22 protein-coding genes are annotated in these 25,846 nt (G+C 37.3%); 3 read left to right on the plus strand and 19 right to left on the minus strand.

What is annotated here, in order from left to right; translation table 11 throughout:
- Positions 1–89: 89 nt before the first annotated feature.
- On the plus strand, positions 90–2,240 hold the full coding sequence (locus JOD14_RS00380; protein ID WP_204652700.1) for an amino acid ABC transporter substrate-binding protein/permease: 2,151 nt from the start codon (positions 90–92) through the stop codon (positions 2,238–2,240).
- Positions 2,241–2,978, plus strand: coding sequence for an amino acid ABC transporter ATP-binding protein (locus JOD14_RS00385; protein ID WP_204652701.1), 738 nt, complete (start codon positions 2,241–2,243; stop codon positions 2,976–2,978).
- 120 nt (positions 2,979–3,098) lie between these two features.
- Here JOD14_RS00385 and dnaJ read toward each other — a convergent pair whose 3' ends face one another.
- From dnaJ to JOD14_RS00475, 18 genes are all read right to left on the minus strand, one after another.
- Positions 3,099–4,262 (minus strand): molecular chaperone DnaJ, encoded by a 1,164-nt coding sequence (gene dnaJ, locus JOD14_RS00390; RefSeq protein WP_204652702.1) that lies wholly within the window; start codon positions 4,260–4,262, stop codon positions 3,099–3,101.
- A gap of 165 nt (positions 4,263–4,427) precedes the next feature.
- On the minus strand, positions 4,428–6,251 hold the full coding sequence (gene dnaK, locus JOD14_RS00395) for a molecular chaperone DnaK (protein WP_204652703.1): 1,824 nt from the start codon (positions 6,249–6,251) through the stop codon (positions 4,428–4,430).
- A gap of 30 nt (positions 6,252–6,281) precedes the next feature.
- A complete protein-coding gene (grpE, locus tag JOD14_RS00400) occupies positions 6,282–6,863 on the minus strand; it encodes a nucleotide exchange factor GrpE (protein ID WP_338031659.1) in 582 nt (193 codons plus the stop codon).
- Between the two features lie 2 nt (positions 6,864–6,865).
- Complete coding sequence (gene hrcA / locus JOD14_RS00405) at positions 6,866–7,909, minus strand: heat-inducible transcriptional repressor HrcA (protein WP_204652705.1); 1,044 nt, start codon at positions 7,907–7,909, stop codon at positions 6,866–6,868.
- 131 nt (positions 7,910–8,040) lie between these two features.
- A complete protein-coding gene (gene hemW / locus JOD14_RS00410) occupies positions 8,041–9,198 on the minus strand; it encodes a radical SAM family heme chaperone HemW (protein WP_455317195.1) in 1,158 nt (385 codons plus the stop codon).
- A 152-nt stretch (positions 9,199–9,350) separates the two neighbouring features.
- On the minus strand, positions 9,351–10,034 hold the full coding sequence (locus JOD14_RS00415) for a phosphoribosylaminoimidazolesuccinocarboxamide synthase (RefSeq protein WP_204652706.1): 684 nt from the start codon (positions 10,032–10,034) through the stop codon (positions 9,351–9,353).
- A 159-nt stretch (positions 10,035–10,193) separates the two neighbouring features.
- Positions 10,194–10,733 (minus strand): methylated-DNA--[protein]-cysteine S-methyltransferase, encoded by a 540-nt coding sequence (locus JOD14_RS00420; RefSeq protein ID WP_239576012.1) that lies wholly within the window; start codon positions 10,731–10,733, stop codon positions 10,194–10,196.
- Positions 10,734–10,826: 93 nt separating this feature from the next.
- On the minus strand, positions 10,827–11,384 hold the full coding sequence (locus JOD14_RS00425) for a DEAD/DEAH box helicase family protein (RefSeq protein ID WP_204652707.1): 558 nt from the start codon (positions 11,382–11,384) through the stop codon (positions 10,827–10,829).
- Positions 11,385–11,460: 76 nt separating this feature from the next.
- On the minus strand, positions 11,461–12,399 hold the full coding sequence (gene ribF / locus JOD14_RS00430; protein ID WP_204652708.1) for a riboflavin biosynthesis protein RibF: 939 nt from the start codon (positions 12,397–12,399) through the stop codon (positions 11,461–11,463).
- Between the two features lie 4 nt (positions 12,400–12,403).
- Positions 12,404–13,339, minus strand: a complete 936-nt coding sequence (truB, locus tag JOD14_RS00435) for a tRNA pseudouridine(55) synthase TruB (RefSeq protein WP_204652709.1) — start codon at positions 13,337–13,339, stop codon at positions 12,404–12,406.
- Positions 13,340–13,452: 113 nt separating this feature from the next.
- The gene (gene rbfA, locus JOD14_RS00440; protein WP_204652710.1) at positions 13,453–13,800 is read right to left on the minus strand and encodes a 30S ribosome-binding factor RbfA; all 348 of its coding nucleotides are present in this window, start codon (positions 13,798–13,800) and stop codon (positions 13,453–13,455) included.
- Positions 13,801–13,833: 33 nt separating this feature from the next.
- Positions 13,834–16,260 carry a translation initiation factor IF-2 gene (gene infB, locus JOD14_RS00445; protein ID WP_204652711.1) on the minus strand — a complete coding sequence of 809 codons (2,427 nt, stop codon included), beginning with the start codon at positions 16,258–16,260 and terminating at the stop codon, positions 13,834–13,836.
- 12 nt (positions 16,261–16,272) lie between these two features.
- Positions 16,273–16,575: a YlxQ-related RNA-binding protein gene (locus JOD14_RS00450; RefSeq protein ID WP_204652712.1), complete on the minus strand. Its 303-nt coding sequence runs from the start codon at positions 16,573–16,575 to the stop codon at positions 16,273–16,275.
- Positions 16,568–16,864 (minus strand): RNase P modulator RnpM, encoded by a 297-nt coding sequence (rnpM, locus tag JOD14_RS00455; RefSeq protein WP_204652713.1) that lies wholly within the window; start codon positions 16,862–16,864, stop codon positions 16,568–16,570. The genes JOD14_RS00450 and rnpM overlap by 8 nt, the downstream gene beginning before the upstream one ends.
- A 12-nt stretch (positions 16,865–16,876) precedes the next feature.
- Complete coding sequence (gene nusA, locus JOD14_RS00460) at positions 16,877–18,034, minus strand: transcription termination factor NusA (RefSeq protein ID WP_204652714.1); 1,158 nt, start codon at positions 18,032–18,034, stop codon at positions 16,877–16,879.
- A 20-nt stretch (positions 18,035–18,054) separates the two neighbouring features.
- On the minus strand, positions 18,055–18,528 hold the full coding sequence (rimP, locus tag JOD14_RS00465) for a ribosome maturation factor RimP (protein WP_204652715.1): 474 nt from the start codon (positions 18,526–18,528) through the stop codon (positions 18,055–18,057).
- Between the two features lie 253 nt (positions 18,529–18,781).
- Entirely contained in the window at positions 18,782–20,716 is a 1,935-nt protein-coding gene (gene thrS, locus JOD14_RS00470; protein ID WP_204652716.1) for a threonine--tRNA ligase, read from the minus strand.
- A 583-nt stretch (positions 20,717–21,299) separates the two neighbouring features.
- Positions 21,300–21,668, minus strand: a complete 369-nt coding sequence (locus JOD14_RS00475; RefSeq protein ID WP_204652717.1) for a DUF488 domain-containing protein — start codon at positions 21,666–21,668, stop codon at positions 21,300–21,302.
- 219 nt (positions 21,669–21,887) lie between these two features.
- On the opposite strand from JOD14_RS00475, the gene helD reads away from it, so the two are divergent.
- On the plus strand, positions 21,888–24,161 hold the full coding sequence (gene helD, locus JOD14_RS00480; protein ID WP_204652718.1) for an RNA polymerase recycling motor HelD: 2,274 nt from the start codon (positions 21,888–21,890) through the stop codon (positions 24,159–24,161).
- Positions 24,162–24,272: 111 nt separating this feature from the next.
- Here the strand turns inward: helD and cls are convergent, their stop codons facing one another.
- Complete coding sequence (gene cls, locus JOD14_RS00485; RefSeq protein ID WP_204652719.1) at positions 24,273–25,844, minus strand: cardiolipin synthase; 1,572 nt, start codon at positions 25,842–25,844, stop codon at positions 24,273–24,275.
- Between the last annotated feature and the right edge of the window lie 2 nt (positions 25,845–25,846).

The following is a 25,846-nucleotide window of genomic DNA, read 5'->3' on the forward strand; positions in this document are numbered from 1 at the left end:
ATTCTCTCATAAAAAGACGATTCTCTTGCCTAACCTCTTTTTCATACGTTATAATTCAAAAATATAGTTTATGAAGGAGGATTCATCACATGAAAAGACTTATTGCCACCCTTTCACTCTTTTCAATTTTTGTATGTGGCTTACTATTTTCCACAACCAAAGTATTGGCAGAAGATAAAATTTATCAAATCGGAACGGACGTCACTTTCGCACCGTTTGAGTTTCAAAATGAACAAAACGAATATGTCGGAATTGACATTGATTTGTTTAACGCGATTGCTAAAAATCAAGGTTTCCAAGCAGAGTTCCGCCCATTTGGTTTCAACTCTTCCATCCAAGGTGTCCAATCAAACCAACTCGATGGCATGATTGCCGGCATGAGTATTACGGAAGAACGAAAAAAAACGTTTGATTTTTCTGACCCTTATTTTGATAGCGGAATTCAAATGGCCGTCAAAACAGACGACGAGACTACTAAAAGTTATGCAGATTTAAAAGGAAAAACCGTTGGCGCTAAAGTTGGTACTGAAAGCGCGACGTTTTTAGAAGAAAACCAAGCTGAGTATGGCTATAAAATCAAAGTTTACGAAGATGCAACAGGTTTATATGGCTCTTTAAAAAACGACACATTGACTGCTATTTTTGATGATTTTCCTATTTTGGGTTACGCCATCAACCAAGGCGAAGCATTTAAATTAATTGGCCAACCTGAAAAAGGTAATTCCTATGGTTTCGCTGTTAAAAAAGGTGAAAATACTGAATTACTAACCATGTTTAACGCCGGCTTAAAAGCACTAAAAGAAAGTGGCGAATACGACAAGATCATTGATACTTATATCGTTAAAAATAACGATACGAATACACAGGATTTCAAAAAAATTACTCCTAAAAAAGAACTTTATTTGATTGCTAGTGATTCGGCTTTTGCACCATTTGAATTCAAAAATGACCAACAAGAATATGTTGGGATTGATGTCGATCTATTAAAACGAGCGGCTGAAATGCAAGGTTTTAATGTTCAATTTAATCATATTGGTTTTTCAGGTGCCGTTCAAGCCGTCGAAAGTAATCAAGCAGATGCGATGATTGCCGGTATGACGATTACCGAACAACGAAAACAAGCTTTCGATTTTTCTACTCCTTATTTTGATAGCGGGATTCAATTAGCTGTCAAAGAAGGAAATCGTTCAATTGAAAGTTACAAAGATTTAAAAAAGAAAAAAGTTGGTGCCAAAGTTGGAACTGAAAGTGCCGATTACCTGGAAGAACATAAAGACGAATATGGCTATACCATTAAATACTACGACGCCGCAGATCAATTATACGACGCTTTAAGAGTCGGTGCCATCGACGCTTTAATGGATGATTATCCAGTAATTGGCTATGCGATTGCCCAAGGTCAAAAAATAGAAACACCAATTGATCGTGTTTCAGGTGGACAATATGGGTTTGCTGTAAAAAAAGGACAAAATCCTGAATTAATTGAAATGTTCAACGAAGCAATCGCTGAAATGAAACGAACTGGTGAGTATGAAGAAATTTTAGCACGCTATATTCAAGATGGGAACCCACAAGTAAAAACCGTAGACGAATCAACTTTTTCTGGTTTACTAAAAAACAACTACAAAATTTTATTAGTTGGTCTTGGTAAAACCATGCTACTTGCACTCATTTCGTTTGCGCTAGCTTTAATTGTCGGGATTATCTTCGGCTTGATGAGTGTTTCCCCTATTAAACCTTTGCGTGTAATTGCTTCAATTTATGTCGATATCATTCGTGGAATCCCAATGATGGTCCTTGCACTTTTCATTTTCTTTGGACTTTCTGATGCAATTGGTATGACTATCCCTGATTTTACTGCAGCTATCATCACTTTAACCTTAAACGCGAGTGCTTATATTGCTGAAATCGTGCGAGGAGGAATTAACGCTGTCCCTGCTGGGCAAATGGAAGCAGCCCGCAGTCTGGGACTTCCTTACATGCGAACAATGCAAAAAATTATTTTACCACAAGCCATTAAAATCATGATTCCTTCATTTATTAACCAATTTGTTATTTCATTGAAAGATACGACGATTATTTCTGTGATTGGTGTCGTTGAATTGTTACAAACTGGTAAAATCATCGTCGCTCGTACAATGCAAACAACACACGTTTATCTGATTATTGCGATTATGTACCTTGTCGTTATTACTGCACTAACAAAACTTGCAAAAAAATTAGAAACGAAGGTGAATTAATTGACAGAAAAAATCAAAGTACAAAATTTAGTCAAAAAATACGGTGAAAATACTGTTTTAAATGATATCAACGTTTCGATTAACGAAGGAGACGTTGTGTGCATTATCGGCCCATCCGGTTCAGGAAAATCAACTTTTTTAAGATGTTTAAATCGTTTAGAAGAAATTTCAGCAGGCTCTATTTTAATTGATGGCGAAAATTTAACAGGTGAAAAGACAAATTTAAATCAAATTCGCCAACACATTGGGATGGTTTTCCAACACTTTAATCTTTTCCCCCATCTTTCTGTTTTAGAAAATATCATTCTAGCACCTATGGATTTAAAAAAAATGTCTCGTAAAGAAGCAGAAGCACTCGCTTTAAAACTTCTCGATAGCGTCGGTCTAGCCGATAAAAAAGACGTTGCTCCTGACAGCCTTTCTGGCGGGCAAAAGCAACGAGTAGCGATTGCTCGCGCTTTAGCCATGCAACCTGATATCATGCTTTTTGATGAACCGACTTCCGCTTTGGACCCAGAAATGGTCGGTGACGTTCTAAACGTAATGAAACGACTCGCCAAAGAAGGGATGACCATGGTTATCGTGACACATGAAATGGGATTTGCCAAAGAAGTAGCTAATCGCGTAATGTTCATTGATGGCGGAAACTTTTTAGAAGATGGTACACCGGAACAAATTTTTAATCACCCAACAAATGAACGAACAAAAGACTTTTTAAATAAAGTTTTAAATATTTAAGTTTTAAAAAAAGGGATCTTCACAAATTTTGTGTCGATTCCTTTTCGCTCTTCGCAAAAAGACTAAGGAAATAACGCTTTTTCCTTAGTCTTTTTTGTAATTATTCATCCTTTATTTATGCTATTTCTTTTTGCTACCGCCGAATGCATCTTTCACTTTATCAAAGAAACCTTCTTGATTTTGCTCTTGTGGCTCATGTCCACTTGCTTTTGCAAATGCACGTAACGCCTCTTTTTGACTGTCGCTTAAGTTTTTCGGTGTAATCAACTTCACGGTTACTTGTTGGTCACCTGTACCACCACCACGCAATCGTGGCGCTCCTTTGCCACGTAAACGGAATTTTGTACCTGTTTGCGTGCCTGCTGGAATTTTTAGTTTCACTTCTCCATGAACTGTCGGAACATTCACTTCATCACCTAAAGCAGCTTGAACGAAATTTAAAGGCAATTCATAATAAATCTCTGAACCTTCCCGATCAAAAATGGAACTTTCTTCGACATAAAAGACTACGTACAAGTCTCCATAAGGGCCGCCGTTTACACCCGCTTCCCCTTGGTTTGCCAAACGCATTTGTTGGCCATTTTCAACGCCTGCAGGAACATTGACTTTCACTTTATGAGTTTTCTTTTCATGACCCGTTCCATGACAAGTTGCACATGGCTCTTTAATTTCTTTTCCACTTCCATGACAAACGTCACAAGTTTGACGGCTCATCACTCGTCCTAGTGGTGTCTGACGTTCGACGTTAATCGTTCCTGAACCGTGACACTTGTGACATGTTGTCGGTTCTGTTCCCGGTTTTGCCCCGTTACCGTGGCAAGTGTGACACGTTTCTTCGCGTTTATACTGGATTTCTTTTTCTACACCAAAAATCGCTTCTTCAAAAGATAGATTAATGGTGTACTGCAAATCATCCCCTTGACGAGGTGCGTTCGGATTTACCCGTCGACCACCGCCACCACCAAAGAATGATTCAAAGATATCTTCAAAACCACCGAAGCCGCCACCACCTGAGAAGCCACCAAACCCGCCACCAAAGCCACCTGCGCCAAAGTTCGGATCTGTTCCTGCATGCCCATACTGGTCATAGGCTGCGCGTTTTTGTGCGTCACTTAAAATTTCATAAGCTTCTGTCACTTCTTTAAATTTCTCATCGGCATCCGCTTCTTTATTAATGTCCGGATGGTATTTTTTTGATAATTTTCGATAAGCTTTTTTTATCTCATCATCTGAAGCGCCTTTTTGAACTCCAAGGACTTCATAATAATCACGTTTTGTTGCCATTGGCTACCCCCACTTTTAATCTCTTATTCATCTTATGTATTCTAGCATAAATTTAGCAGTAGCAACATCATTTAATTTTTTTAATCAGAATTTGAGATGCTTGTTTTATATTTCAATAGAAAAAGCCAAAGTAAATAGACTTTGGCTCCTTCACAAGTTACATCATTAGTCGTTATCGACTTCTTCAAAATCAGCATCAACGACATCATCGGCTCCACCTTGTGCAGCTTCAGGGTCTTGTTGCGCTTGTTGTTGAGCGGCTTGTTCATACAATTTAACCGTTAAGTTTTGAACGATTTCATTCAAAGCGTCACGTTTTGCTTTCATTTCTTCAATGTTGTCTGCTTCAACTGCCGCTTTTAACTCATCACGAGCAGCTTCCGCTTTTTGAACATCTTCTGCGTCAACTTTTCCTTCTAATTCTTTCAATGTTTTATCCACAGTGAATAATAAAGAATCAACATCATTTCGTAAATCTACTTCTTCTTTACGTGCTTTATCCGCTTCTGCATTCGCTTCTGCATCCTTCACCATGCGTTCGATTTCTTCATCTGTTAAACCTGAAGATGATTTAATTGTAATTGTTTGTTCTTTTTGTGTGCCTAAATCTTTCGCTGACACGTTCACAATTCCGTTTTTATCGATATCAAACGTTACTTCAATTTGAGGAATACCACGTGGTGCTGCTGGAATATCTGTTAATTGGAAACGACCTAAAGTTTTGTTGTCTGCAGCCATTGGGCGTTCCCCTTGCAATACATGAATATCTACGGCTGGTTGGTTATCCGCAGCAGTTGAGAATACTTGTGATTTGCTTGTTGGAATCGTTGTATTACGATCGATTAAACGTGTAAATACGCCACCCATTGTTTCAATTCCTAAAGATAATGGTGTTACGTCAAGCAATACAACGTCTTTTACATCCCCACTAATTACGCCACCTTGAATCGCTGCACCCATTGCAACTACTTCATCAGGGTTTACTGATTTATTTGGTTCTTTTCCTGTTTCTTTACGAACCGCTTCAACAACTGAAGGAATACGTGTTGAACCACCAACTAAGATTACTTCATCAATTTCAGATTGAGAAATGCCAGCATCTTTCAAAGCTTGACGAACTGGAATTTTTGTTCTTTCAACTAAATCAGCTGTTAATTCGTCAAATTTCGCACGAGTTAAGTTCATTTCTAAGTGTAATGGACCTGCTGCTCCGGCTGTAATAAACGGTAAGCTAATTTGTGTGCTTGTCACGCCTGATAAGTCTTTTTTCGCTTTTTCAGCAGCATCTTTCAAACGTTGAACTGCCATTTTATCAGCAGATAAGTCAATACCATTTTCTTTTTTAAACTCTGCTACCATGTAATCAATGATTTTATTATCAAAGTCATCGCCACCTAAATGGTTATCGCCGGCTGTTGACAATACATCAAAGACACCATCGCCCAATTCAAGAATTGAAACGTCAAATGTACCACCACCAAGGTCAAATACTAAGATTTTTTCTTCGCGGTCTGTTTTATCTAAACCATAAGCTAATGCTGCTGCTGTTGGCTCGTTTACAATACGTTCAACTTCCAAACCAGCAATTCTACCTGCATCTTTTGTTGCTTGACGTTGTGCATCGTTGAAGTAAGCTGGAACAGTAATAACCGCTTTTTCAACTTTTTCACCTAAATACTCTTCTGCAAAACCTTTTAAGTATTGTAAAATCATTGCAGAAATTTCTTGTGGTGTATAAGTTTTCCCATCAACGTCTACTTTATAACCTGCTTCACCGATATGACGTTTAATTGAGGATACAGTATGCGGATTAGTTACTGCTTGGCGTTTTGCCACTTCTCCGACTTGAATCTCACCACTTTTGAATGATACAACAGATGGCGTTGTACGATTTCCTTCTGGGTTTGTAATAATTTTTGCTTCGCCGCCTTCTAAAACAGAAACAGCTGAGTTTGTTGTACCTAAGTCAATACCAATAATTTTACTCATATTAAAAATCTCCTTTAAATTTATGTATTTTTATTGTGCTACAATGACCATGCTTGCTCGTAAAACACGGTCATGCAATTTGTACCCTTTTTGCAAAACTTCAACGACCGTATCTGTCGGATAGTCTTCTGTTGCCGGAATAGTTTGAACCGCTTGATGAACATTCGGATCAAAAACTTCTCCTTTTGCCGGAATTTCTTCAATCCCTTCTTCTTTTAAAGCATGCTGGACACTTTCAAGGACCATCTCAACACCTTTTTTCAAGCTAAGGCTTTCTTCCTCGGTCACTTCCGCTGCTAGTGCACGTTCCAAATTATCAATCACTGGCAATAGGTTTTTGCCTAAATCTTGCGATCGGTAACGTTGAAGCAATTCTCGTTCGTTGCGATTGCGTTGAACAATATTTGCCATTTCAGCTGAAGCTCGTAAAAACTTATCTTCCATTTCGTCGAGTTTTTTTTGCAATTCTTCTGTTTCCGAAACAACTTCTTCTGCCAACTCTTCAATAACTTGCTCATCTGCAACTTCTTTAACGGGCGTTTCTTCTACTAATTCTTTTTCTTCTTTTTCTGACAATTGACGAACTTCCCTTCTCTTATCGAAACTTTCTATCGTTACTCACCTGTCGAGTCTAACGCTCGGTAATAGTCAGCTAACTTCATTGCTAATTCTTGACTAAAAACATCCATCAAGCCAAACATTTTTGAATAAGGCATATTGGCTGGACCCAATAGTGCAATGGTTCCTTTACCATGACCATGAATCTCATAATTGGCTTGAATTAAACTCATATTATCAAGCAACTCGTTTCCAAGTTCTGCGCCAATTTTTATTTGAATCATCGAGTGGCGTGGCGCAAGCAATTGTGTTAACTCATCGGAATTTTTCATGAAAGAATAAATGGATTCAAATTGCCCCTTATCTTGCATGGCCCCAAAATTAATTAAATTCATTCGGCCACCCACATAAATCTTCTCTTCAAATAAATGACCTAACAAGTGATTAAATAAATCCAAAATCCCTTCTGTCGTTTGAAAATATTTGTGCAAAATCATAGGGATTTCTGTACGTAAACGTTGATAAACAGTAATTAACGGCTGACCAACCAAGCGATCATTAATCATATTGACCATCTTTTGTAAATCGTCGCTATGAATGTTTGGCGGTAGTGTAAAGACTTGATTTTCAACGTTTCCTTTGTCCGTAACGATAATCGCAATAATTTGCCGATGATTCAAAGGGATAATTTTAAAACTTGTCAATTTTCTTTCACTTACATCTGGACCTAGCGATAACGCCGTATAACTGGTCAAACTCGATAAGATATCGGCAGACTCTTGAATGATCTCGTTAATTTCATGAAACTCTTGACCAAACGCTTGCCGAATCGTTTGAATCTCCGTCGGCAAAACTTGTGCTGGTTGCAACAAATGATCCACATAGTAGCGATACCCTTGCATTGATGGCACTCGACCGGAAGAAAAATGAGTTTTACTTAGTAATCCTTCTTCTTCTAATCGCTTCATTTCATTTCGAATCGTTGCCGAACTTGCTGAAATGCCATTTTCCATTAAGGTTTTTGAGCCTACTGGTTGTCCAGTTGTCGTATAGTGTTGAATAATTAACTTTAAAATATCTCCTTGTCTTTGTGTTAACAAATTTATCACCCCTTATTAGCACTCTTTTGTTTTAAGTGCTAATACGATTATAAATATATCATATTTTCAGGAGTTGTCAAGATTTTTACCTAAAAAATTAGCACTCTTTTGACAAGAGTGCTAATCCATTTTTATTCATCTGTTAACAAGAACTTTTCAAAGACTTCATTCCCAATAAATAGCCCTTTTTTGGTCAAACGAAAATACGTTTCATCCATTTCAGCTAAGCCTTGTGCAATTAATTCTGAAAGTGGCTTTTCATAAACGTTCGTCAAATCTTGTCCAAATCGCTGCTTAAATTTTTCTAAATGAACACCTTCAATTTTTCTTAAACCTAAAAACATTTCTTCTTCCATTTGATTCTTTTCAGAGATTCTTTCTGTTTCATAAATTGGCAAACGCCCTTCTCTTAGTGGTTTCAAGTAATGTTGGATAGGCCCGTAATTTTTATAACGTTCATTTCCTAGATAACCACTTGCACCGGCACCAAAACCAAAATATTGTTCATTATTCCAATAAATTAGATTATGTTGCGATTTTAGTCCACGTTTGGCAAAATTACTAATTTCGTATTGATGGTGCCCACTTTGTTCCATCGCTTCAATTGCTTCTTCAAACATTTGTGTTTCCAATTCTTGATTCGGCAAGACCATTCGCCCTTGTCGAATCCAATTCATAAACATTGTTTTATTTTCTAATATCAAAGAATAAAGGGAATAGTGAGGCAAATCAAACGCTAAAGCTTTCGTTAATGTATCGCGAAAACTTTCAATACTTTGACCAGGTAAAGCATAAATTAAATCAATACTTACATTCGTCAATTGATTTTTCTTAATCAATTCGAGTGTGTCATAGACATCTTGAGCGGAATGCTTACGACCAATTTTTTTCAAAAGGCGATCGTCAAATGTTTGCACCCCCATCGATAAACGATTAAGCTTATGATTTTTAATCACGTCTAATTTATCTTGTGTTAAGTCACCTGGGTTGGCTTCAATTGTGAATTCTTTTGTCGTCTGCGTAGGCAACACGTCATGGATGCCACTTAATAATCGATCAAGCTGCTTAGCATTTAGCGATGTTGGGGTCCCACCGCCAATATAGATGGTATCGCAAGCTGAAATGGGCTGATTCGCCAAAGTCAGTTTCATTTCTTTTAATAGCGCTTCAATATATTCATCGACTGGCTGACCTTCCAAAAAAACTTTATTAAAGTCGCAATAGTAGCAGATATGCTCACAAAACGGGATATGAATATAAGCTGAAATATTTTTAGGTGGCGTTTGTATTATTTTATTCAAATTCGTAACTCCTTGACATTCTTGCTGTAGGTCGTTCTCCAGAAAAGATTATAACACAAAACAACAAGAAGCGATGTATTTTCTCATTAAAGAGAGAAAACACATCGCTTCTTGTTGAAAACAGTGAAAATCAATCTACTTTACGCAAATAAATACTTACCAAAATCTAACGGATGAACAGGAGTGGTCCCGTCAAAAACACGCATGTTTCCACCAGAAATTTCATCAATTAAGATGACTTCTCCCGCTTTTTCACCACGGCCGAACTCGAGTTTAATATCAAATAATTCTAACCCTTTGTCAGCTAATTCTTTTTTAATAATTTCTGAAATTTTCTTTGTTTGTTCTTTAATAATTTCATATTCGCCTTCTTTTAAAATCCCCAACAAGACAAGCGCGTCTTCATTAATTGTTGGATCTTGACGCTCATCATCTTTTAGTGTGATTTCAACAAACCCACCTAAGTCAGCACCTTCTTCTACATACTGGCCATAACGACGAACAAAACTTCCTGTTGCTTTAAAGCGACAAATGACTTCGATTCCATTGCCAAAAACAACTGCTTTTTTTACATCCATTGTTTTCTCATCTAAATTGGCGCCTAAGAAATGGGTTGGAACGCCCTCTTTATTTAATCGTTCAAAAAAATGTTGGCTAACAGCAAGCCCTGAGCGACCTGACCCTTCCACTGTTAAGCCAATTTGGTTTTCACCTGGATCAAATACGCCATCTTTACCAGTCATTTCATCTTTAAAAAACAAGCGTACATTGCCATCTTCCAATAAATAAACATCTTTTGTCTTTCCTTGATAAATTCGTTCCATAACGCACCCCTTAATCATATTTGTTAATTTCTTAACAGCAATAGATTACCATATTATTATGTGAATTTAAATAGAAAATAACAGTTTTTTATTCGTTTTTTTGATAAAAAACAAATAAATGATTTTAATTACTTGTTAAAAACAGTTAAAATCCGAACATTAATCATTTTCTAACGACTTCGGCACAAAATAAGTACTCTGATCTGTTTTTTCAATATCGAGGAGGGTTAATTTACGTGAAATGCCACCACCATAACCTGTCACACTCCCGTTTTTACCAATAACACGATGACAAGGCACGATAATTGAAATGGGGTTACTTCCGACGGCCCCTCCAACTGCTTGCGCTGACATTCGTTCTTTTTTCAAATCTTGCGCTACTTCAGTTGCAATTTGTCCGTAAGTCGTTGTCTTACCATACGGAATAGCGCTAATTTTTTGCCAAACCAATTTTTGAAAGGGCGTACCGTTCGCTTTTAATGGGAAATCAATCGGTGGTTGTTTGCCATTAAAATAGTCGTCTAACCAAGCAGTTACTTTGGACAACACTTCTGTTTCTTCTTCGCTATAAATTAACGGTTCTTTTTGATTTTGCCATTCTTGTTCGCCAAAATACAAGCCGGTTAAGCTTTTCTCATCGCTGGTTAAAATCAAATCACCCAAAACTGAAGGATAGATTTTTTTATAATTTATTTGCATATTTCCCTCCTAGATCAACTTAAAAAGTATTCTTTATTTTTAATAGGTAGATGGAGCATACGAGTTCATGTTTTGATTTTGCCAAGCCGACAATCACAAATGAAATTTATCGATAATTAAGTCGGCCACTTCTTGTGCTTCTAAATGGGTGTTATTAATTCTTAAGTAATTTTTATTTTTAATTTCGCCTTCAAACGAATGCAAGCGATGGTTTTCTATCGTTTTTTTCAACTCATTTTCAGACCGTTCAATATTTCTTTTAGTTGGCTTATGCGCCAAACGATGCGGACTTTTATTTCGCTCAAGTCGTTCGGTTAAATCGGCTTCTAGTTCTACAAAATATACGGTCGCATTTTTTGACTCAAATAGCGCAGTTACTCGATTCACAAAATCCCAATCGGCTTGTAAATCAAATGCCCAGACATAAGTAAAAATCAAACCTGCCTCTTTGCTTTCAGCCATCTTTTTAAAAATTTCATATCGAAATAAATCGGATAGCTGCCACAACTCCGAGCTAAAACCAAATAAAGGTTCAAGCAATTCAATCGTCATATGGTTGTGAAATAACTTTAAACTTGTTTTTTTAGCTAATTCTTGTCCTACAGTCATTTTACCAACGGCCTGAGGACCAATAATCATTACAAATTTCATCGCTTTTTCCTTTCTCTAGCAAATATTAAATTCCATAGCTCTACAAGCCTAAATGATCATTCTGTCGTTCGGTTGGTTAACTCGAAAAATAAGCCCGCGTTTCTCTTTCGTCTTGATTAAGTTGTGCAATCAAAGCTTCAACGCCATTAAATGCAACTTGATCTCTTAAATGGTGACACCAACGAACCGTAACTTGTTCACCATAAATATCTTGATGAAAATCTAGAATATTAACTTCAACTGTAACTGGCCGATTTTTTTCAAACGTGTCATTGCGCCCAATCGAACCCATTGAGGGATACCAATGATCGCCAACTTTAATTTCGGTAATATAAACGCCTTCTTTGGGTAAACGGACGCTACTCTTCGTTTTTATGTTTGCGGTCGGAAACCCTAATGTCCGACCTCGAGCATCTCCATGAATCACGGTTCCTTCAATTTCAAAAAAATATCCGAGTAAGTTTTTTACGCATTCCATATTGCCAGCATCTAATTCTTCGCGAATTCGTGTTGAGCTTACTTTTACCCCATCAAGGGTTTCTTTTGGAACCGTCACAATTTCAAATCGTCCCTGGCTATAATTAGGTAGTTGAGCCATATTCGCAATTTCTCTAGGACCATAAGTATAGTCAAAACCAGCAACGACATACTTGGCTTGCAAACCAACAATATACTGATCGACAAAAGCTTGTGGTTTCAAACTAGCAAAATCGGAAGTAAATTCAATAATATACAAATAATCAATCGCTAATTCGGCCATCAAACGTTTTTTTTGATCCAAACTAGTTAAATAACGCATTCGTTCATTTGTTGCTTTTTGAAACACGATTGATGGATGTTGATTAAAAGTCATTAATGCTAGTTTTAACCCTTTTTCTTTTGCAATTTTCCGCCCTTCTTCGATGACCTTTTGATGCCCTTTATGAACGCCATCAAAAAAACCTAAAACTAAAACCACTGGCTCATTCGGGATTTCAGATATATGATATGGATGACGAATTTCAATAATATCCATTGACTTACTCCTCTTCTTCTAACGCTGTACGTAAAACTTTTAAAGGTTTTAATACGCCATTTTTGCTTGGATGTTTTTCATAAATGCTCACCAAATAGTCTTTATAAAAAACAGCCAGATGTGCACTCGGCATTGCAAGCAACCCTAACTCTTGATACATCAGGCGAGCGCCATTTTTTACTTTTACCCATTGGCCTTCTGATAAATCAACTCGTTGGAAATCTTTTACTACAAATTCTATCGGTAATAACGCTTGATCCATTTGATTTTTTTCCATTAACTGTGCCACTTGATCTAAAGTGAGTGCTTGTTTTTTTGAAAATCCACCACTCGCTAAACGTGTTAAATCAGACATATGTGCTGGGACTCCAAGTACTTTACCTGTATCAACCGATAATGTCCGGACATAAGTCCCTTTCCCACATTCGACTTCAAAGCGCCATTTTTGCGTTTTCTTTTCCGCATCCCAAATCGGTTCGCTCGTTCGTTGAAAAGAAGTGATGAACGCTTGACGTTGTGGGCGTTCTACTTCTTCATTATTTCTAGCATATTCATACAATCTTTTCCCATTAACTTTAACGGCTGAATACATTGGTGGGATCTGAGTAATTTCCCCCGTTAAACGTTGCATCGCTGCATCAATTTCTTCATTTGAAAAAGGCTTTTCTAGTGACATTTGTTCGACGATTTCGCCAGAAGCATCTTCCGTCGTCGTGCTATAGCCAAGCGTAATTTCCCCAGCATAAATTTTTCCAGAATCGGATAAAAACTCAATTACTTTGGTTCCTTTGCCAATACAAATTGGTAAAACGCCATCTACATCAGGATCAAGGGTACCCCCATGCCCCACTTTTTTTGTACGCAAGATTTTTCTTAGTTTAAATACGCAATCATGACTAGTCATGCCACGTTCTTTCCATAATGGTAAGATTCCATCCATTTTTTTCACACCTTTACAATACTTTCAACTGAACTATTATAGCATGTTTTTCAGTAAATTTTCTAAAAAAAGAAACAGTCACCAGCGCCAAGGCTGAAACTGTTTCTTTTTCATTAATCTTTATGTAAGTTCCGAATCATTTCATCAATTTTATTTCCATATTCAACCGATTCATCAATTTCAAAAATTAATTCAGGTGTTTTGTAAATTGATAACGCACTCCCTAATTCTCGGCGAATTAAGCCGGTTGCTTTTTCTAAACCGGTTTGAGCCGCTTTTTTATCTGAAGCTAAATCGGATAAAATACTGTAATAAATCGTCGCTTGTTGTAAGTCACCAGTGACATGAACATCGGTAATATTTACATTTTCGACGCGAGGATCTCGAACTTTCTTTCGAAGAATTTGGTTTACTTCTTTTAAAATTTCTTGCGCGACACGGCGATCACGGTAATTAGCCATCGAAAAAACCTCCTCTAATGTTCTTTTTATGCATTATTTTTGTTTGATTTCTTCCATAATGAAACCTTCAATTACATCGTCAACTTTCAAGTCATTGAATTTTTCAATCATTGCCCCACATTCAAAACCTAATTTAACTTCTTTGGCATCATCTTTAAAGCGTTTCAAGCTAGCTAACTGGCCTTCAAAGATTACAATGCCTTCACGAATCACACGAACACCACTATCACGACGAATAAAGCCTTCTGTCACGTAACACCCAGCAATGGTGCCCACTTTTGAAACTTTATAAGTTTCACGAACAAGCATTTGTCCTGTAATTTTTTCTTCAAATTCAGGATCAAGCATCCCCTTCATGGCTGTTTCAATTTCTTCAATCGCTTTATAAATGATACGGTGTAAACGAATATCTACTTTTTCTGCTTCAGCTTGTTGTCTTGCTTGCGGTGTTGGTCGCACGTTAAAGCCAATAATAATTGCATTACTTGCTGCGGCTAATGTCACGTCACTTTCATTGATTGCCCCTACTGCTGAATGGACAATATTTACACGAACACCTTCGACATCAATTTTTTGTAAAGAAGCAGCTAAAGCTTCTGCTGTTCCTTGCACGTCTGCCTTAATAATAACGTTAACGTCTTTAATTTCACCATCTTTTAAGCTAGCAAAGAGGTTATCTAAGGTTACACGAGTATTGCTACCGCGTTGTTCCAGTAACGCACGTTTGGCACGCTCTTCACCTGCTGCACGAGCTGTTTTCTCATCTTCAAAAGTAACAAAACGATCACCTGCTTGTGGCACATCATTTAATCCTGTAATTTCAACTGGTGTCGCTGGTCCAGCTTCTTTGTCACGACGACCTAAATCGTTCGTCATCACGCGGACACGACCAAACGTGTTCCCCACAACAATTGGGTCACCAATTTTTAACGTTCCTTGTTGAACAAGTAAAGTGGCAACCGGCCCTTTACCTTTATCTAAACGAGCTTCAATCACTGTTCCGATTGCGCGTTGTGTTGGGTCTGCTTTTAAATCTTCTACTTCTGCTACTAATAAGACCATTTCAAGCAACTCTTCGATATTTTGTCCAAATTTCGCAGAGATTTCAACAAAAATGGTATCGCCACCCCATGCTTCAGGAATCAAGCCATGTTCACTTAACTCTTGCATGACATGTTGCGGATTCGCTGCTGGTTTGTCGATTTTGTTTACTGCAACAATAATTGGAACGTGCGCCGCTTTCGCATGGTTAATCGCTTCGATTGTTTGAGGCATTACTCCATCATCTGCTGCAACGACTAGAATTGTAATATCGGTAATACTCGCCCCTCGAGCACGCATACTTGTAAAGGCCGCGTGTCCTGGCGTGTCCAAGAATGTAATTGGTTTACCATCAATATCAATTTGATACGCCCCAATATGTTGCGTAATTCCACCAGCTTCTCCGCTTGTAACGCGTGATTTTCTTAGTGTATCAAGTAACGTTGTTTTCCCGTGGTCTACATGCCCCATAATTGTTACAACTGGAGGACGAGACACCAGTGCTTCTTCGTTTGCTTCTTCTGGCTCAAAAAACTTATCAATATCTGCAATATCAATTTGAACTTTTTCTTGCGCTTCAATTCCATAATCCGTTGTTAATAATTCAATCGTTTCTTTATCTAATGGTTGGTTTTGATTCACCATCACACCTAATAAGAATAGCTTTTTAATGATTTCTGCTGGCTCGCGATAAATTTTCTTCGCAATATCAGCAACGTTCATTCCATCGGTGTACTCCAAAACTTCTGGTAATTCACGGAATTTACGTGCAGGTACAGCTGGTTTTGGTGCTTGTTGTTGCTGTTGACGTCCTTTTTTCCCTTTTTTATTATAACGGGAATTTTGATTACGATTACCAAATCCTGTATTGCCACCTTGGTTACCGCGATTTTGGTTTGAACGATTTTGGTTGTTACTACGCTCTTGTGTTGTCCCTTGCGCCGTCCCTTGTGTTGGTCGATTCTCACGGTTTTGGTTAGTGGTTTGGTTATTATTTCGTTTTTGTCCTTGATTTGTGTTCTGGTTAGCCGAACGATTGGCTCCTTGCGTGTTCCCTTGATTTGTCGGGCGATTTCCGCCTTGCGTATTAGGACGGTTGCCTTGTTGTTGGTTTCCGCCACGTTGCTCATTATTTTTTGGTGCGTCGTTTCTAGCACCTGCGTGATTTGAGTTACTTGGTTTTGCCCGATTTTGGAAATTAGGGTTATTTCTTTGTGTTTGGTATTTCTTTTCTTGTGGTTTTCTTTGAGTATCATTGCCTTTACTTGTAAAAGCTTGGCGCAAGACTCTTTCTTGTGATTCTGAAACAACACCCATATGGTTTTTCACATCAATTCCCAAAGTGTGCGCTTTATCAATAATATCCTTACTTGATTTGTTTAATTCTTTTGCAATTTCATAGACTCTTTTATTCGTCATGCAATCACCTTCCTAACCTAATAATAGTTCCTTCATCTTCTTGGCAAAGCCGGGATCTTTCACTCCCACAACCATTCGATTTTTTCCAATTGCTTGACTCAATTCAGCTGACGTAAAGCAAGCAAAGCAAGGAACTTCGTAATATAAACTTTTATCTTTAATCTTTTTTTGTGTATTTTCACTGGCATCATTGGCAACAAAAACCAATTGGACTTTTTGAACACGAATGTCTTTTAGAGTTAACTCTTCACCTGTTATTAATTTACCCGCTCGCATCGCCAGACCGAGCAAATTCAACGCTTTTTCTTTATTCATTGGCAAATAACTCGCGACGAGCTTTTTGATGAGAAACATATGCCAATAGTTCTTCATAAAAAGCATCTGTAATTTTTGTTTCTAGTACGCGATCCAAGATTTTTTTATCCCAAGCTTGTTGTGCTTCAGTTGGTTCAATCGCAATATACGCGCCTCGACCAGGTGCTTTTCCAGTTGGATCAATCGAAACAACACCTTCTTTTGACTTTGCAATTCTTAGTAAATCTTTTTTAGGGAACATTTCACCGGAAACAACCGATTTTCTTAAAGGAATTTTTCTTTTTTTCATTCAAGCTTCCCCCTAGTTTTGTTCTTCATCAAAAGCGACATTTTCATAATCATCTGCCGTCATGTTTACTTCTTCCATAATCAATTCATCATCTGTTTCATTTGCTTCTTCTTGCTCTAATTGCGCATAAAAATCTTTCATATCAGATTCTGATTTAATGTCGATTTTAAAGCTCGTTAATTTTGCAGCTAAACGTGCATTTTGACCACGTTTTCCAATTGCAAGAGACAATTGATAATCTGGCACAACAACGGTGCAAGCTTTTGGATTACTTGTATCAAAAATAACATCTGTAACTTCAGCAGGGTTCAAAGCATTCGCAATGTAGATAGCTGGGTCTTCATTCCATTCTACAATATCCATGTTTTCGCCTTTTAGTTCATTCACTAATGCTTGAACACGTTGGCCTTTTGGTCCAACACAAGTTCCTACAGGATCAATATTAGGGTCAAAAGAGCGAACGGCGACTTTCGAACGATCACCCGCTTCACGAGCAATGCTAACAATTTCAACCGTGCCATCATAGACTTCAGGTACTTCTTGTTCAAATAAACGACGCAACAAATCTGGGTGACTGCGACTAACAAAAACTTGTGGGCCTTTTGATGTATTTTCTACTTTTGAAACATAAACTTTAATACGGTCATGCGGTTGATAAAATTCATTGGCCATTTGGTCTTGTTTTGATAACACTGCTTCAATTTTACCTAAGTTGACATAAATATAACGATTGTCCTGACGTTCCACAATCCCTTGCATAATGTCGTTTTCATACGCACTAAATTCATTGTAAATGATATTGCGTTCTGCTTCACGAACACGTTGTAAAATAACTTGTTTGGCTGTTTGAGCCGCAATTCGACCAAAATCTTTTGGCGTTACTTCAAAACGGATTTTATCACCAATTTCATAAGCTGGATTCAATAAAATCGCGTCTTTTAAAGAGACTTCTAATTGCGAATCCATCACTTCTTCCGTGACTTCTTTTACCGCATAAACATGAATGTTGCCTTTTTTCTGATCAAAAACAACTTCAACGTTTTGTGATTGACCATAGTGACGTTTATAAGCTGAGATTAAAGCCGCTTCCAATGCTTCAATCACGATTTCTTTGGCAATCCCTTTTTCTGCTTCTAAAGCATCTAAAGCATTTAACATTTCTTTACTCATTTTCTTGATTTCCTCCGTGATTAAAATTGAATGGCTAAGCGTGCAAGCGCAATATTTTTTCGATCAAATGTGATTTCTTTTTCTCTAGTTTTAATGCGAACTTTCAGTACCAGTTCTTCTGTGTCAAAAGACTGTAAAAAACCTTCGTATTGTTTTTCGCCATCAACACCTTGATATAAAGAAACATGAATGTAATTTCCAATTGCTTTTTCATAATCTGTTTCTTTTTTCAAAGGACGTTCCGCACCTGGAGAAGAAACCTCAAGAAAATAGGCTTGTGGAATTGGATCAGGTTCAATTGTATCCAGTTTTTCACTCAAACGTTCGCTCACAAAGGCGCATTCTTCAATATCAATACCCTCTTCTTTATCAATGAACACACGTAAAAACCAGTTCTTACCTTCTTTTACAAACTCTACCTCAACTAATTCAAAATTTTCCGCCTCTAAAATAGGTGTTACTAATGCTGTAACAGTTTCCACAACCGTACTCAAATTGTGATCCCTCCTCTAATTCTTGTAACGAGATTCTTGTTTCATGCCATAAAAAGAGTGAGGGAAAAACAACCCTCACTCACCTCTAGTATCATTACAATAAGAAATATAGCATATTTTTTCAGAAAACTCAAGTCATTCACTTTTTTTAGCCTTTCTCTAATGGAATTCTTTCCCTACTTGTAAACTTTTACCTTTAAAATGAACAAAAAAGCTTGAAGGTCGGTCTAATTCCTTCCTTCAAGCTTTTTTATTAGCGACTAAAATTAGCAATATCAGCGACAATCGCATCAATAAACATGTCTAAAGACTCTACGCGCGTTTCTTTTGAACCATAGCGACGAATATTAACCGTTGCTTCTTCGACTTCTTTATCTCCTACCACAATTTGGTAAGGAATCTTTTGCATTTGAGAAGCACGAATTTTATAGCCCATTTTTTCATTACGATCATCAAGCTCTACACGAATCCCTTTTGCTTGCAAACGTTCTTTAACAACCGAAGCATAATCGTAGTGTGCATCCACTGATACTGGAATGATTGTTGCTTGAATTGGTGCTAACCACGTTGGGAACGCGCCTTTGTAAACTTCGGTTAAATAAGCCACGAAACGCTCCATTGTTGACACAATCCCACGGTGAATAACAACTGGACGATGCGTATTTTCACCATCTTCACCAACATAAGTTAAGTCAAAGCGTTCTGGTAATAAGAAATCAAGTTGAATGGTCGATAATGTTTCTTCGTTACCTAATGCGGTTTTTACTTGTACATCAAGTTTTGGCCCGTAAAACGCCGCTTCTCCTTCTGCTTCAAAGTATTCTAATCCAATTTCATCCATTGCTTCTTTCAGAACTTTTTGGGCATGATTCCACATTGCATCATCATCAAAATATTTTTCGGTGTTATTTGGGTCACGATAGCTTAAACGTAAACGATAATCAGTAATATTGAAATCGGCATAAACCGAAGTCATTAAATCTAAGGTGCGTTTAAATTCCTCTTTGATTTGATCCGGACGAACAAAGGTATGGCCGTCGTTTAATGTCATTTCGCGAACACGTTGTAGACCAGATAATGCCCCCGATTTTTCATAACGATGCATTTGGCCTAATTCGGCAATTCGAATTGGCAATTCACGATAAGAGTGAATATCGTTTTTATAAATCATCATATGATGTGGGCAGTTCATTGGGCGTAAGACAAGCATCTCGCCATCTCCCATATCCATTGGTGGAAACATATCTTCATGGTAATGTGCCCAGTGACCAGAAGTTTTATAAAATTCAACGTTGGCCATAATTGGTGTGTACACATGTTGATAGCCTAGATTAATTTCTTTATCCGTAATATAACGTTCAATCGTACGACGAATTGTCGCGCCTTTTGGTAGCCAAAATGGTAGTCCCGCACCAACTTCTGGCGACAGCATAAACAAATCTAATTCTTTTCCTAATTTACGGTGATCGCGTTCTTTCGCTTCTTCACGCGCCTTAATAAATGCTTTCAGGTCTTTCTTGTCAAAAAAGGCTGTACCATAAACACGTTGCATCATATGGTTATCGGAATTCCCACGCCAATACGCACCGGCAACCGAAAGTAATTGGAAAATTTGAATGCGACCGGTGGATGGGACGTGCGGACCACGACATAAATCAACAAAGTCCCCTTGTTCATAAACCGTAATTACTTCGTCAGCTGGTAAATCATTGATTAACTCTTCTTTGTAAGGGTCGCCAGCAAATAACTCTAATGCGGCATCTTTGGATAAGACACGACGAGTAATTGGGTGGTTTTCTTTCACGATTTTCATCATTTCTGCTTCAATGGCGGCCAAATCTTCCGCTGTTACTGGATTTTCGCCATTATCGGTATCATAATAAAAACCAGAATCAATTGCAGGACCGACACCAAAATGAATTTCAGGGTATAAATGACGCATTGCATGTGCCATTAAATGCGCGGCTGAATGGCGTAGTAAACCTAAAGCTGCTTCATGGTCAGGCGTAACAATTTCAATTGCGCCATCCTCTTCTAACTCGCGCTCTAAATCAATTAATTCCCCATTGAATTTTCCAGCAAGGGCTTTTTTGGCTAAACCTTTTGAAATGCCCTCAGCAATTTCTTTGGTTGTGATTCCAGCTTGGTATTCGCGAATCGCGCCATCTGGAAATGTAACTTTAATCATTTAAAATTCCTCCTTAGATTTTGACGGTTGACTCCTCTTTACTTTAGATGACAGGGCCTGTTTGCGTGATTGTTCTTGTCACAAATTCCTGTTTTGCTAGAAGCAATTTTGCAACAAAAAAAGTCCTAATGTCAAATAATCGACATTAGGACGTATCATCGTGGTTCCACCTAAATTCAAATACAAAAAATGTATTCCTTCCATGCGTTAACGGGCTACCCGCCTTTGTTTCAACAAAGGTTTGAAAAAGTGGTCATTCTTTGGTTTTCTTCTGGAAAAGTCTCAGCCTAGCTTTCCCTCTCTGATTGAAGACTCTCAAATGCAGGTGTCTTTTTCATAAATCAACTATGGCTTTATTTAAGCACCTCTTTTGAAAAAATGCAAGTCTTTTTTTATTAAAAGGCAAATATATCGATGGTCAGGATTCCTCTTTTATTTTAGTAATAAGAAAACTCGTTATTTAATGCGATATTCTTGCTTTTCATAATTAAAAGACGATTAAAACAAACGGCGTAGCTTACGATAGGACGCATTTACAAAAAATAGAATTATAACAAATTATTTTTATAAAAGTCGCTAGCTCTTACTTTTCAAACATTTCTTCGAGGCACTCTTTAAGCACCACCGCTTGGTTATGTACTTCATCTTTTGCACCATAAATTAAAATGACATCGGCTGTTTCCAACCACGACTGTACTTGTTTAATAAATGCTGGCAATGCAGGGTTATTTTTCAACTCTTGACGGTATTCTTTTTTAAACCATTCATACTTTTCAGGAATATGGTTAAATTCATGGCGCAACGCATTCGTAGGCGCTAGTTCTTTTTCCCACAAATCTAGAGCCAGCGTTTCTTTTTTTATGCCGCGTGGCCAAAGCCGATCCACTAATACACGGTAACCTTGTTCATTTGACAAATCGGTGTAGGCTCGTTTTAATTTTATAACTCCCATCTTCAATCGCTCCTTTTCTTTCATTGTCTTGTTGTCTTTTCTTTAGTTTACGCCGTTTTCTTTTAAAAAGATATCATTTTGCTCTGTGAACAGAACCCTATTCAAAATTTCTCTTTCAGCGTAATTCTCATGACGATTTAAGAATCTTTTGTTTTTTTATCTTTTTTAATTTTTCTATGCTATAATTTTAAAGTCTAATTTTTAGAGGGGGCCGATCAGATGACTACTCGCGATTATGAAAAAAAACAACTACAAAAAAACATTCAACGAATCCGCAATGAAAAAGAAATGCTTGAAGCACAACAGCAACAAGGTTCACAAGATTTGCAAGAACAGCTAAAAGAAGTGGCTGAAAAACGGATTAATGCTGGCTCTGAAGAAGCTTTTTATGAATCCGTTGTAGAATATCAACAACATCAACAAGATTTAATGATTCGTTATCAAACGACCGAAGCACAAGCAAAGCGAATTCACGCACTAACCGTGATGGAAAAGACACCTTATTTTGGTCGAATTGATTTTAAAGAAGGCATCGAAAATCCAGAAACACTTTATTTAGGGATTGCCTCATTAAGAGACAAAAAAGAAGAAACGATTATTATTGACTGGCGTGCACCCATTGCAAACTTGTATTACGAAGGAGAAATTGGTCCGGCTTTTTATGCAACGGATACGGACCAGTTTGAAGTCGAATTACTTGGTAAACGTCAATTTAAAATTCAAGATGGTGAACTTGTTTCAATGGCTGATACTTCGGAAGTTATCAATGATGATTTCTTATTAGAAATTTTAGATGAAGCTTCTTCTGGCCAAATGAAAAATATTGTGTCGACGATCCAAAAAGCACAAAATGCGATTATTCGTGACACAACAAATCGATACTTGTTAATTGAAGGAATTGCCGGGAGTGGAAAAACATCCGCTTTGTTACAACGGATTGCCTTCTTAATGTATCGAAACCGAAAATGGTTAGAAGACGATCAAATTTTACTGTTTTCACCTAACCATTTATTTTCTGATTATATTGCACAAGTTTTACCATCTCTGGGAGAAAGCGAAGTACCAACTCGAACCTTCCATGACTTTTTGCAACAGCTATTACCAGCCTATCAAGTTCAAAAAGAAGTCGCAGAAGAAGCACACTTTTTAACTGGTACTGACGACCGGATTCAACGCCTAAAAAATAGTTTGGCTCTCGTTCATTTACTACCAAATTACATTGAAAAAATCACTGCTTTTGGACCATTATTTAGAGATTTAAAAATTAAAGGAACGACTTATATTAGTAAGGAACAAATTCGTAATTGGTACCAAGAAACAAATCCTAATCTACCTTTATATCAAAGAAGTCAACTACTTCAAACAAAGCTCCTAAAAAAAATTGGGGGACTTGAAAAAGACGAACTTAGAAAGGCTTGGGTAAAAGAAGAAGCAGAAGAATTACTTCACCAGTTATTTGAAGAAGATCCTCATCAAGAGTCAAGCGAAGAAAATGAAAGACGCTTATTAAAGAAGTTCCGTCAACAAATTGTTCGAAAAAAATTCCGCAGCTTAACAATTGGTGTGAAAAGATATCGTTTTATCAATCGACCAAAGCAATATCTACACTTCTTATCTCAAGTTTCTGAGCAAAAGCTAGCTGACTTTGACTTAGATTGTACAACGTGGAATGAGCACTTGGCCAACTTAAAAAGTGATTTACGGCAAAAAGAGCTTCGTCAAGAAGATGGCTTGCTATTCTTTTTATTAACACAAAGTCTTTTTCCAGTGAATATCCAACAAAAGGCGCGTTTTATTTTTATTGATGAAATGCAAGATTTTCCGCCAGCTCAAGTTGCTTTACTACGCACACTTTATCCAAAAGCTGGCATAAGTCTGTGTGGCGATTTAAATCAAAAAGTCTTTGGAAATGAAACGATTGTTCAATCACTAGACCAACTTTTCCCAAATGAAGAAGTCGCACGCTACCAGTTAACAACTAGTTACCGTTCGACAAAAGAAATTACCGATTTTGCGAATCATTTCTTATCTCAGGAAGAACAAGTTCGAACAACCGCACGAAACGGGAAAAAACCAACGATTTATCAAGCAAACAATCAAAAAGAGCGAATTCGCTTACTATTAAATGAAATTGAAATCACTCGTAAAAATCATCCCTATTGGCGTTTAGCGATTATTGGAAAAACGAGTGCCGAGTGTCAAGCTTTATACGACGCTCTCGATGAAAAGAGTCAAGAAAAAATTCAATTAATTACGTCTGAAGAAGATTATATGAAACGACCAGTCATGATCATACCGGCTTTCTTAGCCAAAGGATTAGAGTTTGATAGTGTTTTCGCCTGGGACATTGGCTATAACTTCTCCACTCCTCAAGATCGCTTGATTTTATATACCATTGCCACCCGCGCGATGCATGAATTGACCGTTTTTGTCCCTGAGCAAAAGAGCCCTTTTTTAAAGAACTTAACCACGGAAATGGCTGATTATAAATAATCTGAAACAATCTATTAAGAAGCTTGCACACGTTCTTTATCTGGGGCTTAATAAATATGAATAAAAACTCGTTTCACTTTTACACAGTGTGTTCAAGTGAAACGAGTTTTTTTACATGAGTGGCGCAAATATTTTCAAAAACCAGCCTAATAAACGAGTACTTTTCTTTTCACGATAAACATCTTCTAGCGTCACCTGTTGACTTAATGCTCGGGTTTGATTAAAATCTTTGACCATCTCACCAATAGCAGGAACATCTTCTAAATAAACGCCACATTCAAAATGATGATAAAAACTTCGATAATCTAAATTAATTGTACCAATTGTCCCTTTATAGCCGTCAACTACAAAACTTTTGGCGTGGACAAATCCAGGTGTATACTCGTAAATTTCAACGCCGGCTTGAATCAAGGTGGCATAATGACTTTTGGCTAAAGCAAAGGCATATTTTTTATCAGGAATATGTGGTAAAATAATTTGAACTTTTACGCCTCTTTTAGCCGCAAAAGTCAATGCGGTCTCCATCTCACCATCTAGTATTAAATAAGGAGTCATGATTTGCACAAACGATTGGGCTTTGTTTAACAAATCAAAATAAACCATCTCACCCACGCGCTCTCCGTCAAGCGGCGAATCGCCATAGGGTAGGACAAAACCCTTCCCATGAGCTTTTATTCCTTCTTGTTCAGACAATTTTAACCACTTTTCAAAGTCTGTCGTATTACTATCTAACGCCCACATTTGCAAAAACATCAGTGTAAAACTTTGAGCGGCACCTCCGCGAATTTTTACGGCTGTATCCTTCCAGTGACCGAAACGTTCAATTTTATTAATATATTCATCGGCTAAATTTACACCACCCGTATAAGCGACTTGTCCATCAATGACACAAATTTTACGATGATCTCGAAAATTATAAACTGTTGAGATAAAAGGTTGAATTGGAGCAAACACTTTACATTTAATGCCGTATTTGGCTAATTCTTTCGAGTACGAACGAGGAAGTAAAGAGAATTCACAAAAGCCGTCATACATAAAACGCACTTCAACACCTTCTTGCGCTTTCTCAATTAAAATTTCTAAAATTTGTCCCCACATTTCGCCCTTTGCTACAATAAAGTATTCCATAAAAATAAAATGTTTTGCCGCTTTTAATTCTTGTAATAAATCCGCAAATTTTTCTTCTCCCAAAGAAAAATAAGTCACTTCACCATTATGGTAAACGGGACAATTCCCTGCTTGGTTTATGAAAGTTGCTAGTCCTTTTAAATCTGGTCGTTCCTCTAGCTCTTTTTTCACTTCTTCTTTTGTCTTAATTAATTCTCTAGACGCTTCTTTTATTTGAATTAAACGACTACTTTCAAGACGGTGCCCAAAATCTAAACGGGTATAAAAATAAAATAAAATACCTATAACCGGTAATAAAGTAAAAATTAACATCCAAGTCAATTTTACACTGTTATCACTTTTGCTATTAAATAAAATTAAATAGCCTACTATCGAAAAGACAATAAAACTATAATAAAATAAATGCGCATAATTGACGGTAATGTACTGATACAAACCAAATATCAGCCAAACTTGAACAAGTAACAAAAATAAAACAATCCCAAAGCGACTGAAAACAAGTTGTAAGAAGCCTTGCTTACTTCTTTCAAACAAATCATTTTCTTCTGATTTCATAA

It is taken from the genome of Enterococcus lemanii (assembly GCF_016909125.1).
Lineage (GTDB): Bacteria > Bacillota > Bacilli > Lactobacillales > Enterococcaceae > Enterococcus_I > Enterococcus_I lemanii.